General features: G+C 66.7%; 9 protein-coding genes and 1 pseudogene. 4 read left to right on the top strand and 6 right to left on the bottom strand.

All coding sequences use genetic code 11. The annotated features are described in order from the left end of the window. Positions 1-147: 147 nt before the first annotated feature. A pseudogene (ilvA, locus tag ABY44_RS23505) lies at positions 148-1,185 on the bottom strand (threonine ammonia-lyase, biosynthetic); the annotation flags it as partial. Positions 1,186-1,829: 644 nt separating this feature from the next. Here ilvA and ABY44_RS23500 point away from each other — a divergent pair. After that, a complete protein-coding gene (locus ABY44_RS23500; protein WP_081072651.1) occupies positions 1,830-3,233 on the top strand; it encodes a restriction endonuclease in 1,404 nt (467 codons plus the stop codon). Positions 3,234-3,370: 137 nt separating this feature from the next. Here ABY44_RS23500 and ABY44_RS23495 read toward each other — a convergent pair whose 3' ends face one another. Beyond that, a complete protein-coding gene (locus ABY44_RS23495) occupies positions 3,371-3,604 on the bottom strand; it encodes a hypothetical protein (protein ID WP_011549124.1) in 234 nt (77 codons plus the stop codon). A gap of 402 nt (positions 3,605-4,006) precedes the next feature. On the opposite strand from ABY44_RS23495, the gene ABY44_RS23490 reads away from it, so the two are divergent. The 3 genes from ABY44_RS23490 to ABY44_RS23480 all read left to right on the top strand — a co-directional run bounded on the left by ABY44_RS23490 (position 4,007) and on the right by ABY44_RS23480 (position 7,967). After that, the gene (locus ABY44_RS23490) at positions 4,007-5,479 is read left to right on the top strand and encodes a benzaldehyde dehydrogenase (protein ID WP_060173575.1); all 1,473 of its coding nucleotides are present in this window, start codon (positions 4,007-4,009) and stop codon (positions 5,477-5,479) included. 14 nt (positions 5,480-5,493) lie between these two features. Then, complete coding sequence (locus ABY44_RS23485) at positions 5,494-6,621, top strand: NAD(P)-dependent alcohol dehydrogenase (protein ID WP_027792554.1); 1,128 nt, start codon at positions 5,494-5,496, stop codon at positions 6,619-6,621. A 176-nt stretch (positions 6,622-6,797) separates the two neighbouring features. Next, positions 6,798-7,967 carry a helix-turn-helix domain-containing protein gene (locus ABY44_RS23480; protein ID WP_226113508.1) on the top strand — a complete coding sequence of 390 codons (1,170 nt, stop codon included), beginning with the start codon at positions 6,798-6,800 and terminating at the stop codon, positions 7,965-7,967. 222 nt (positions 7,968-8,189) lie between these two features. Here ABY44_RS23480 and iaaH read toward each other — a convergent pair whose 3' ends face one another. The 4 genes from iaaH to ABY44_RS23460 all read right to left on the bottom strand — a co-directional run bounded on the left by iaaH (position 8,190) and on the right by ABY44_RS23460 (position 12,322). Beyond that, positions 8,190-9,647 (bottom strand): indoleacetamide hydrolase, encoded by a 1,458-nt coding sequence (gene iaaH, locus ABY44_RS23475; RefSeq protein ID WP_060173576.1) that lies wholly within the window; start codon positions 9,645-9,647, stop codon positions 8,190-8,192. 102 nt (positions 9,648-9,749) lie between these two features. After that, positions 9,750-10,463, bottom strand: coding sequence for a helix-turn-helix transcriptional regulator (locus ABY44_RS23470; protein ID WP_060173615.1), 714 nt, complete (start codon positions 10,461-10,463; stop codon positions 9,750-9,752). Then, entirely contained in the window at positions 10,460-10,894 is a 435-nt protein-coding gene (locus ABY44_RS23465; protein WP_136470644.1) for a hypothetical protein, read from the bottom strand. Before ABY44_RS23465 ends, ABY44_RS23470 begins: the two co-directional genes overlap by 4 nt. A 219-nt stretch (positions 10,895-11,113) precedes the next feature. After that, positions 11,114-12,322, bottom strand: coding sequence for a sugar transporter (locus tag ABY44_RS23460; protein ID WP_060173577.1), 1,209 nt, complete (start codon positions 12,320-12,322; stop codon positions 11,114-11,116). Position 12,323: the final 1 nt, after the last annotated feature.

Here is a 12,323-nt window from a genome sequence, read left to right as displayed (position 1 = left end):
AAACGGGTCGATTTCCGTCGGTTGCTTTCGATTGTGAGGGCACGTATCGGGCCGTGCGAGCGTACCTGGACAACCAAGCGGCGTAAAAACAACGGGGCCGGTGGCCCTGCCTCTCAAACAATGCACCGGCCTGCGTATCGGTTTCTACGCAACAGCCAGTTTCGCGCGCTCCGCAACGAAACTCAGCCGATCGAAGTTCATGTTTGCGCCGGACGTGATCGCGATGAGCGTTTCGTTCTCGATCCCTTCGCACTCGGCGTACAGCTTTGCCCCTGCGACGGCCAGGGCACCGGCCGGTTCGAGCACGCTCCGCGTATCCTGGAACACATCCCTCATCGCCGCGCACAGGCCATCGGTATCGACCGTCACCACGTCGTCGAGGTGTTCGCGGCATAACCGGAAAGTCTCTTGTCCAACCAGTTTGACCGCCGTACCGTCCGAGAACAAACCGACCTCCACCAGTTCGACGCGTTCACCCGCACGGAGCGACTGCGCCATCGCGCATGAATCCTCCGTCTGCACGCCGATCACCTTGATGCCCGGTCGCACGGCTTTCACGTAGGTCGCCACGCCGGACGCCAGGCTGCCGCCGCCGATCGGCACGAAGATCGCATGGATCGGCTTTTGATGCTGGCGCAAGATTTCCATCGCCACCGTGCCTTGGCCGGCGATCACGTCGGGGTCGTCGAACGGATGCACGAACGTCAGGTTCCGCTCCTTCTGCAACGTGAGCGCGTGCGCGTAGGCGTCGCTGTACGACTCCCCGGCCTGAATGACCTTGACACGCGAACCACCATGCCTGCGCACGGCATCCACCTTGACCTGGGGCGTCGTGAGCGGCACCACGATCACGGCGTGCACGCCCATGCGAGCCGCGCAGAACGCAACGCCCTGTGCGTGGTTGCCGGCCGACGCGGTGATGACACCGCAAGCCAGCGCATCAGCCGGCATCTGCGCCATCTTGTTGTACGCACCACGCAACTTGAACGAGAACACCGGCTGCTTGTCCTCGCGCTTCAGATGGATCGCGTTGCGACACCGAACCGACAGGTTGTGCGCGAAATCCAGATCGGTTTCGATCGCGACGTCGTAGACCCGCGCGGTCAGAATTTTTTTGAGGTAATCGAACGGCGCCGAAGGATGGGCGGGGCTCTGTACGTGCGCGTCGAATGGGTTTCGGTGCATGAACACGATGATTTCCTTTCCAGGTCAGGGTGGGCAAGCCTAGAAGCGGAAATGAAAAACCCGCCTCGGCGGCGGGTTTTCGTTATCGAGCAAGTACGCGCTAACCCACCATTCGGAGAATGGTGCGAATAATCAGCGCGATGGCGATGGCTCGATGTTCCATGGACACAAGGATTGACGATTATGAGAATGCTGTCAACCAGCGGCGCCTACGCTGAAAGCCAGTCGCATCACGTCGGGCGGCGGCACGTCCGGCGGTGTGCGTTTTCTTCGGTGCCGCTTGCGCATCCTGTCGTGGGGCAGTTTCAACGTGTGAGGTCAAGCGCCCGGCGGCTTTGGGTGAAGCGAACGCCGTGGCCGGACTGGCCGGTTTCAAGGCAGCAACCACGCGTGCCTGCACATCACGCTCACCCACCAGGCTGGACACGTGCTGGCGCGGGTGCTCAATCGCGGCGGGTGGCGGTCGGCCCGGAATGGCCATCGAGGCGATACCAGACCGCCCAGCTGAGTTGGGTCGGTATGCGCTGGTCACCAGAGGCAGTTGCCGGCCAATCGCAGACATTGGACTAACCTGTACGGATCGTCGACAATGGTGACGCGTAGGGCCTTCAGTTCACAAGTTAGTCCAATTTCCCGTTCCGCATATGCTTGACTTCAAAGAGTTAGCCCAAGATGGGCAAGACTTCGAGCTTCTCATTCGCGAAATCCTTTTTAGAGAGGGCTTTCACGTCGCATGGAGTGGTCGGGGGGCAGACGGAGGTCGTGATTTGGTGTGCACAGAAAACCGACAGACGATTCTTGGCGCGGAGACCAAAAAATGGCTCGTTCAATGTAAGCATTTTGCCCACTCTGAAAGATCGGTTGGCGTTGCAGACCTCGATGACATTATCACTTCGGCGGCGCAGCACAAATGTTCCGGCTACCTGCTTGCCTGCTCCACCTTCCCGTCATCAGGGGTAGTTCAACGCCTGGAAGCCATCGTTGCCAATCCGGAGATGCGGCTGTCAACTAACTATTGGGATGCGGTGCAGATTGAGAGGCTACTGGCAACACCTCGGATGTGGCGCATTGCGCAACGCTTTTTTCCTACGACAGCGACTGGGTTCGAAATCTACGCAACTGAGAGCCCAAATCGATGGATTGTCAACTACAGGGGCTATTACTTCTACCTGTCGAACAGAGTCGGATCTCGAGCGGATGTGCACCTTGAAAGCATCGCCGCCAGGGTTGCTGAAATCGAGGCAATTGATCTTCCTGGCGATCACCATCTTCGAATCCGTGCCGTCTACTATGACGACAAACACGGCGGATACACTTGGTATCTGGACTATCTTCGACCTTACCGAAATCTCGTGCCCGTAAGCATAGCTTCCCTGAAACGGCGTCTGAAAGATGGTTGGGGCTTCGAAGATGGCCAAACATACCACTTCGATATCGTCGTGCGATCAACTTCACCTTCCAGCGATCATTATGACGTTGATCACTACGACTACTACGAGGACGATGCGCACGCTTTCAGTTGGGGGATTGACCGACGTCCGTCTGATATCGAATTTACCCTTTCCGCAACGGAGCAAGATGCAATCGCCGCGAAAGCCCTTCAAGAGGACTCGTTCAACGCAATGCTGGAGGCGTTTTCTCACCTCAGTTTTCTCAATATAATCCGGGCGGAAAATTGCTCCGTCGAGGCGATACGAGACTTTGGTACAAAGTGGGATTGGAAAGAATTGATTGATGCTGGCGCTTCCACGGACCGTTTCTTTTCCGTCTGGATTTTCTTTCGCGTTACTGATCCCGCCAAGTTTAACGAGTTTATGACTACGCTGCCGCAAGACTTCGAGCCCACTTTCCGATTGACGCAGCCAGTGATATACCTACCGGCCGCTGATGGTGAGGGAAGCGAGCTGTCGAGCGATAACGATGAGCACGCTTACGAGCTGACGCTGCGCGTGGGGCCTCTCGGCGCGCCGGACATGTTCACGACCCGCGACCGCCTAAACGCATACATGGATCGAATCGCTGCGGCGGCAAGGAAATTTGCGGCGTAGCAAAGCTTCGCGGTCTTTCATCGGTCGAATGACCGCTTTCTAAGATTCTGAATGGCTGAATCGGGTGGTGGATTCAAGCGGCCGTTCGACACAGCTTTTTAGATCGTCGGCAATCGGTGCAGATAAGGGCGTAGCCTTTAGCGGTTACCGTCGATCAGATCGTTCAGCAGCGCATCGAACGCGGCCTGTGCGTCTTCAAGTTCCTGCAGGGCGGCATCAAAGGTTTGCAGCGCGAACGGCGAAGGCTCGCCGCTGCCTTGCGGCGGAAATTGCTTCTGCATCGAGGCGAACGTACTCTGCACGCGCAGCGTGGCGGCCACCATGCGCTCCATCGCCTGGGTTTCTTCGGCTCGGGCCTGTTCCGGATTCATTCCTCTCTCCTTGGATGGTTTTCTTGAAGACCAGATCGTACACGCTGTGTCCGTTCTTGCCGCCCTTGGCAGAACGACTCCGTTGAAGGTTCCAACGGCACGCTGCGGGAGAAGCGATTTAATCGGGAATGATTCCGCAGTCGCGCCGAGGCCAAGATACTCATCGGGCGTGGCTACAAAATCCCGCCGCAGGTCACCCAGACGACGTGCGGCACCAATCCGCGCAACGACTGTTCAGTTTCCGCACACAAATTCGCAGGCGCCCCCCATTCCACGCGCCCTCCGCGGGTGGGAAGAAACCCGGATAGCCCCGCTTCGCCGCGCCCGCCTACCCTCGCGCGCATGCCGGTCGGGACGAAGCAAGGCCCGATCCGGCGGGTCGGAATTTCCTCAGGAGCGTACATGGATAGCAGCAGCAACACGGCACTGTTCGACGCCGACATCTGGCACAGCAAGACTTTCAACGGACGCTGGCACGCCAGCGCGCACGCGGTCGACGTGATCGAACCCGCGACCGGCAACACGCTCGGCCGCATCGGCGTCGCGGACGGCGCAGCGGTGGCCGAAGCGTCAGCCGCCGCGCACCGCGCACAGCCCGCATGGTTCGCGCTGCCGTACGACGAGCGCGCGGCGGTCCTGCGCCGCGCGGCCGCCGTCGCGGAAACTCACTTCGATGCGATCGTCGACTGGCTCGTGCGCGAAAGCGGCTCGACGCGCGCGAAGGCGTCGTTCGAAACGTCGGTCACGATCAAGGCGCTGCACGAAGCAGCCGGGCTGCCGTCGCGCGCGGCCGGCGAAGTGCTGCCGTCGGCGGCCGGCCGGCTGTCGCTCGCGCGCCGCCGCCCGCGCGGCGTCGTTGGCGTGATCTCGCCGTTCAACTTCCCGCTGTACCTCGCGATGCGCGCGGTCGCGCCCGCGCTCGCACTCGGCAACGCGGTCGTGCTGAAGCCCGATCCGCGTACCGCCGTGTGCGGCGGCGTCGCGATCGCCCGCGTGTTCGAGCTCGCCGGCCTGCCGGAAGGCGTGCTGCACGTGCTGCCCGGCGACGGCGCGGCCGGCGCCGCACTGGTTGCCGATCCGCACATCGCGATGATCCAGTTCACCGGTTCGACCGCGGCGGGGCGCAAGGTCGGCGAAGCCGCCGGCCGCCACCTGAAGAAGGTCTCGCTCGAGCTCGGCGGCAAGAACTCGCTGATCGTGCTCGACGACGCCGATCTCGACCGCGCCGTCGCCAATACCGCGTGGGGGGCGTATCTGCATCAAGGCCAGATCTGCATGGCGACCGGCCGCGTGCTCGTGCAACGCGGCATTCACGACCGCTTCGTCGCGAAGCTCGTCGAGAAGGCGCGAAGCCTGCGCGTCGGCGATCCCGCGAGCGCGGACGTCGGCCTCGGGCCGCTGATCAATGCCGCACAGCTCGACCATGCGGCGAGCCTGGTGGACGCGGCCCGTCGCGCGGGCGCGCGCGTCGAGACGGGCGGCGGCCACCGCGACCTGTTCTTCGAGCCGACCGTGCTGAGCGGCGTCGCGCCGGGCAACCCGGCGTTCGACGAGGAGATCTTCGGGCCGGTCGCGGTCGTCGTGCCGTTCGATACGGACGAGGACGCCATCGCGCTCGCGAACCGCACCGAATACGGGCTGTCGACGGCGATCCTGTCCGCCGACGTCGGCCGGGCACTCCGGATCGGCGAGCGCCTGAACACCGGGCTGCTGCACATCAACGACCAGACGGTCAACGACGAAGTGATCAACCCGTTCGGCGGTGTCGGCGCGTCGGGCAACGGCTCGAGCATCGGCGGCGCGGCAAACTGGGAGGAGTTCACGCAGTGGCAGTGGCTGACAATCAAGGGCGAAGCGCCGCTGTATCCGATTTGACAAGGAGACCGAACATGTACACGGAAAACGATTCACGCGCCGTCACCGCGGCCGTCGCGCGCGCGGCCGGCGCGCCCTTCTCGATCGAATCCGCCCGCCTGCGCGCGCCGCGCGGCGACGAGGTGCGGGTGCGCGTCGTCGCGACGGGCCTGTGCCACACCGACCTGATCGTGCGCGACCAGTACTATCCGGTACCGCTGCCGGCCGTGCTCGGTCACGAGGGCGCCGGCGTGGTCGAGGCGGTCGGCCCGAACGTGAAGACGCTCGCCGTGGGCGATCACGTGGTGCTCACCTACGGCGCGTGCGGCCACTGCCCGTCCTGTGTCGGCGGCCACGGCGCGTATTGCCGGCACTTCTTCGGGCTGAATTTCGGCGGCGCCGACGCCGACGGACAGACCGCGATCCGCGACGAACACGGGCAGCCGCTGCACGATCATTTCTTCGCGCAGTCGTCGTTCGCCAGCTATGCGCTCGCACGCGAGAACAACGCGATCAAGGTGCCGCCGGAAGCCCCGCTCGAACTGCTCGGGCCGCTCGGCTGCGGGATCCAGACCGGCGCAGGCGCGGTGATCAATTCACTCGCCGTACGTGCCGGCAGCAGTTTCGCAAGCTTCGGCGCGGGCGCGGTCGGCATGAGCGCCGTGATGGCCGCGCGCGTCGCCGGCGCGACGACCATCATCGCGGTCGACATCGTGCCGTCGCGGCTCGCGCTGGCGCTGGAGCTGGGCGCGACGCATACGATCAACAGCAAGGAAGTCGATGTCGTCGACGCGATCCGCCAGATCACCGGCGGCGGGGTCGACTACGCGCTCGAATCGACCGGGCTGCCCGCCGTGCTGTCGCAGGGAATCGAAGCGCTCGGCTCGCGCGGCACGATAGGCGTGGTCGGCGCGCCGAAGCTCGGGACGAAGGCGGAATTCGACGTCAACAACCTGCTGCTCGGCGGCCGTTCGATCCGCGGCATCGTCGAAGGCGACAGCGTGCCGCAGACGTTCATTCCTCAGCTCGTCCAGCTGCATCTCCAGGGGCGGTTTCCGTTCGACCGGCTGGTGAAGTTCTATCCGCTCGAACAGATCAACCAGGCCGCGGAGGACAGCAGCAGCGGCATCACGCTCAAACCGATCCTGCGTTTGCCGCATTGAGCGGCGACACGCCCCCGGTCGCGGGGAAAATCGCGACCGGGGGCGCGCATGGATCTCGTACGGCGGCGTCGCCGCCGCGAGAATACCGCGCCGCGGGCGCCGGGCTATATTACGCATTCGCGCGACACGCGGGCCGGCACGTCCGGCCCGAACCTTCGACCCAACTGGAGCGCAGCGTGAATACAGCCCCCGAATCCCCTGCACGGCCGGTCGACCTCGACCGGCTCCGCGCCCGCTTCGCCGCGGGCGAACCGCTGCCGGAAACGGCGTTGCCGGCTGGCGTCGCGCGCTCGTGGCTGCGTTCGCGCGACGCCGGGCTCCGGCCGTGGCAAACCGCCCGCTACGAAATGCAGCGCGAGCTCGACGAATCGCGCGCGGACCGGCGGCTGACCCGCTGCGTCGCGCAGGAAATCGAGCAGCTGTGGGCCGCTTTCGGCGGCAGCGAGTGGACGATCTTCTGCGTCAATCCGCGCGGCACGATCGTCCACGCGCGGCGCAGCCCGCATTGCGACGACACGCTGCTGACGCCGATCGTCGCCGGGCGCCGGATCGTCGAGCCGAACATCGGCACGACCGCGCCGAGCTGCGTGATTCACGACGGCACCGAGGCGGTCGTCGCGGGCGCCCAGCACTATCTCGACGAATTCTCGCGCGTGTTCTGCCTCGCTGTGCCGCTGGTCGGTTTCGACGGGGAAGTGATCGGCGCGCTGGACATCACCGGCGTCGGCCGGCGCAATGTCGTGCAGTTGCGCGAGCAGTTCCGGCATGCGGCGCTGTCCGCCGAGCAGCGGCTGTATGCGATGCTGCGCGACTGCCATCTGCTGCAAGTGCAGTACGATCCGCGCTGGCTCGGCACACCGCTCGCGGGCGTCGTCGCACTCGACGCGGCGGGCCGCGTGCGCGCGGCGAGCCGGCTCGCGCGGCAGATGCTCGAGCTCGCGCCTGCCGGGCCGATCGAGCCACACGATCTCCGGCAACTCTTTCCCGGCGCGACGCCCGCGCAGCAGCGTCGTTTGCTGACACCGGCGCGTACGCCGCAGCGGATCGCGCGCGACGACGGCAGCCACATCTGGGTGCGGGCCGTGCGCGCACCGCTCGACCGGGCGACGATGCGGCGGCAATCCGATGCGCTGGACGACGCCGCCGACGTGTGCGGCACCGCACCGGCCGCCAGCCCGCAGGCGAGCCTGCACGAGCAGTCGCTCGACGCGATCCGCCGTGCGGTCGACGAGCACGACGGCAACGTGTCGGCCGCCGCGCGGCAACTGGGCATCTCGCGCACCACGCTGTACGCGAAGCTCAGGCAGCTCGATGCAGCGGGAATCACGAACGCCGGCGCGCATTGATACTGCGTGCGGCGGTGGCGCCTGCGCCCGCGCCCGCCTCTCGTGCGGCCGCAACGTGAACCACGCGATCCCGACCGCGCCGCCCAAGGTGCCGATCCACGGCCGTTCGGCGTCAGCAGAATCCGCCGGTCGTGCATGACGAAGCCGGCTTCGCGGCGAGCGCCGCCGGCTTCGGCGATTCAGCCGCCGCCCCGTCCGCGTCCCCGGCGCGGCGACATGGCGTCAGCCCGGATAACCGCCCAACCTGCCCTCGACCCCGAACCCGTCGTCCGGCGCCGGCAGTCGCCCGAGCACCCGCTCGACCTCCAGCGCGACCGCGATGAGTTCGCGATCGGTGCCGGCCGCGCCGTCGAGTGCGAGGCCGACCGGCAACCCGTCCGCCGTCAGGCCGGCCGGGACGGTCATGCCCGGCACGCCGGCATTGCTGCCCGGCTCGGTATTGCGGATGTAGGTCGAGAACACCGAAGCGGTTTCGCCGTTGAGCATCATCGTGTCGCCCGCCGGGATCGGGCACGCGGTGGCGATCGTCGTCGGAAAGACCAGCGCGTCGGCGCCGCTGTCGGCGAGGCACTGCCGATACGCGGCACGCGAACGCGTACGCCGGTCGAGCGCGGTGCGGTAGGCCGCTTCGCCGATCCCGTCGGGGCCGGTGACATGGCGGGCGATCCTCGCGACGTCCGGGCTCCCCACGTTCGCGACGATGTCGTCGACCGACAGGTCGTAGCCGTTCTCGACCAGGTACGCGTGCATCGACGAACGGAATTCGTACATCGCGATGACGGCCGGCTCGTCGTCGAAGAACCCCGGATAGTCGTTCAGGTCGAGGTCGACACATTCGAATCCCGCCTGCTCCAGCTTCGCCACCGCGGCATTCGCGACCGCGTCGACGTCCGGCGCGAGGCCGCGCCAGAACGTCGTGCGCGGGACGGCCAGGCGCACGGGGCGCGACGCGCTGCGTGCCGGCATCGACGTCGGCGCGCCGGTGCCGGAGAGGATCGCGTCGAGCAGCGCGATGTCCTCGACCGACCGCGCGATCGGGCCGACGGTGTCGCGCGTGCGCGAGATCGGCGCCACGCCGCCCGACGGGTAGCGCCCCACGGTCGGCCGCAGGCCGACGGCGCCGCACAGCGCGGCCGGAATCCGGACCGAGCCGCCGGTGTCCGTTCCGAGCGCGGCGGGCACCACGCCCGCGCCGACCAGCGCGCCCGAGCCGCTGCTGCTGCCGCCCGGAATCCGGTTGAAATCGTACGGGTTGCGTACCGCGCCGGTGACGCGGTTGTTGCCCGACACGCCGAATGCCAGCTCGTGCAGGTTGGCCTTGCCCGCGATCAACGCCCCGTGCGCGAGCAGCCGCGCCACGACAGGCGCGTGCTGCGGCGGCACGCGGTTGTGCAGCGCCAGCGTGCCGTTGCCGGTCGGCAGGCAGGCGGTGTCGATGTTGTCCTTGATCGCGATCGGCAGGCCCAGCAGCGCGTGCGGGGTGGCCGACGTCGCGAGGTCGCGGTCGCAGCGGGCCGCTTCGGCGAGCAGCCGCGCCTCGTCGACGCACGTGAAGCCGTTCAGGTAGCGCCAGCGTGCGTGCCGCTCGATCAGCGCGTACGCGTACTCGACACAGGAAAACGCCCGGCGCAGGATCGCGTTCCGGGCTTCGGTGAGCGTCAGGGTTTCCAGGGTGGCCATCGTCGTCGTTCCTCGTCACGGGGGATCGCTACAAGGTAGGGTGTGCCGATTTTGACGGCCATCATCACAATGGATGACCGCGGCCGACGGCCGCGCCGCCGGTCACGCCAGCGCGGCGGCCAGGCTCGCGCGGTTGGCGACGCCCTTCTTCGCCATCACGCGCCGCAGATGCGTGCGAACCGTCGACAGCCCGATGCCGAGCGTGCGCGCGACGTCCTTGTCGGTATAACCGGCGGCGACGAGCCGCGCGACGTCGCTCTCGCGTTCGGTCAGCCCCGCGCACGCGTGGCGCCGCCGCAGCAGCGCGCGCCGGAAAAACGGCTCGATGCCGTTCAGCAGCAGCTTGTCGCGCTCGGTGAAATCCGGCCGCCCTTGCGCGCGCCAGATGCGCAGGTCGCCGACGTGTGTCGCGCCGTCGAGCGCATAGACGTTGATGCCGTGATGCATGCCTTCGCGGCGCAGGAAATCGTTGTAGAACTCGGTTCGTTCCAGCTCGCGCCGGCTCACCACCTCGTCGACGCAGGTCGCCACGCGGCGCGCGCGCAGTTGCGACGTGACCGGGTCGATATGCTGGAACCACGCTTCGTACCGTGCGATCTGCAGCGGATCGACGTTGTACGCGAACCCGTTGCGCCACAGGCCGGTGTGTTCGTCGCAATCGAACGACGCGGCGAAATCCGCGCGGATCAGCTGCGTGATCTCGGGCAGCACGGCCGTCCGCACGTCGACGACCGGCCCCAGTTCTTCCAGGCGGGCGACGATGTCGCCGAACAGCCGGAGCTCCTCCGGCGTGATGTCGGAGACGGACAGGTTCATGACGCCGCCGCGACCGACGCCTGCCATAACGCGGCCACGCCGGCGTAATCCCTGACCTTGAACGCCGAGCCGTCGCGGACGTGAACCCAGCCGAGCGTGCGCTCGGCAAGCGGCTTGTCGTGGTCGTCCGTCGCGATCTTGACGATCGCATGCGCGCGGACATGCACGAGACCGTCCGGATAGTCGGACGACGGGTTCGCGAGCGTCACCGTCACGAACGGGCCGAGCTCCTGAAGGAGCCGGGCGGCCGGCGGCTGGTCGGCCATCAGCAACGCACCGCCCTTCACGCGGTCGTCCACACGAATGGCCATGCCGCCCGGCCGCCGCTGCGCGGCGGTCGGCAGCGACATCCACAGCACGTGGCCGGGGTTCAGATAGACCTCGTCGGGGTCGCCCATCGCGTCGCGGGTTTCAATCCGGGCTATCGGCATGCAGGGTCTCCAGTCGAATATCGGGCACCGCGTGCGGGTGCGGCGGCACCATGATGCCGCAATTTGCCGGCGTTCCGCGTGTCTTGCGACGAAGGGCGCGGCCACTCGTGGCAGGGCAACCGCGCCACGCGCACGCGACTTGCCGCCTTGCCTGCGCGCCGTCGGTTCGCCCATCCCTGTTCGTGCGGGAAGCAAATGCCCCGGGCCGGGCCGCCGTCGTTACCCGCCGGTGGCCGCTTTCGGCTCCGCGTCCGCCCGTTTCGCGTGAAGGCGCAACGCGAGCCACGCGATCCCGACCGCGACCGCGCCGACCACGCCGCCGAAGGTGCCGACCCACGGCAGCCCGAAGTCGCCGGCGATATGGTTGCCGATCAGCGCGCCCGCGCCGATGCCGACGTTGTACAGCCCCGAGAAGATCGACACCGCGAGGTCGGTTCCCTCCGGCGCCAGCTTCAGCACCCACGCCTGCATGGCCAGGCCGAAACAGACGATCGCCCCGCCCCACACCAGCGTGTGCACGGACAGCGTGACGATGTTCAGCGCGCACGGGAACAGGATCAGCAGGCATCCCGCGAGCGCGACGATCGACCCGAGCAGGAAGTCGTCGGGACGGTGCGGATAGATGCGGTTGAAGCAGATCGCCGCCGGTATGCCGGCGATGCCGAACAGGATCAGCACATACGTGATCCGGCTGCTGCTCGCGTGGTTGACGCTCTGGACGAAGGGCTCGATGTACGTGTACGACGTGAAGTGCGCGGACACGACGAGCACGGTGATCGCGTACAGCGCCACCAGCGCGGGCCGGCGCAGGAACACGCCGACGCTGCCGAGCGACCCCGCGCCCTGGCTCGGCGATACCGGCAACGTCGCGCGCAGCAGCAGCAACGCGACGGCCGCCGCGCCGGCGATGATCAGGAACGTGACCCGCCAGCCGAACGTCTCGCCCACCACGCGCCCGAGCGGAATGCCGGCCACCATCGCGATCGCCGTGCCCATCGCCAGCAGGCTGAGCGCACGGCTTTTCCGGTCGCTCGGCGCGAGGCGCACGGCCAGCGGCACGGAAATCGACCAGAACACCGCGTGCGCGCACGCGATGCCCAGCCGGCCGACCATCAGCACCGCGAAATTCCACGCGACGCCGGTCACGACATGGCTGCCGATGAACACCAGCAACGCCACCGACAGCAGCTTGCGGCGCTCGACATGGCGCGTGGCCAGCGTCAGCGGCAGGGACACGACGGCCACCGCCCACGCATAGATCGTCAGCATCAGGCCGACGTCGGTCGCCTGCATGTGCAGGCTGTCGCCGATCGCGCTGAGCAGCGCGACGGGCACGAATTCGGTGGTATTGAAAATGAAGGCGGTGAGGGCCAGGGCCAGTACGCCCCACCACGAGTGCCTGGAACTGACTGCGTCCGGTGTTGCCATA

It is taken from the genome of Burkholderia sp. ZZQ-2 (assembly GCF_050768715.1).
GTDB classification, from domain to species: Bacteria; Pseudomonadota; Gammaproteobacteria; order Burkholderiales; family Burkholderiaceae; genus Burkholderia; species Burkholderia cepacia.
This window is presented reverse-complemented; position numbering and strand designations above follow the sequence as displayed.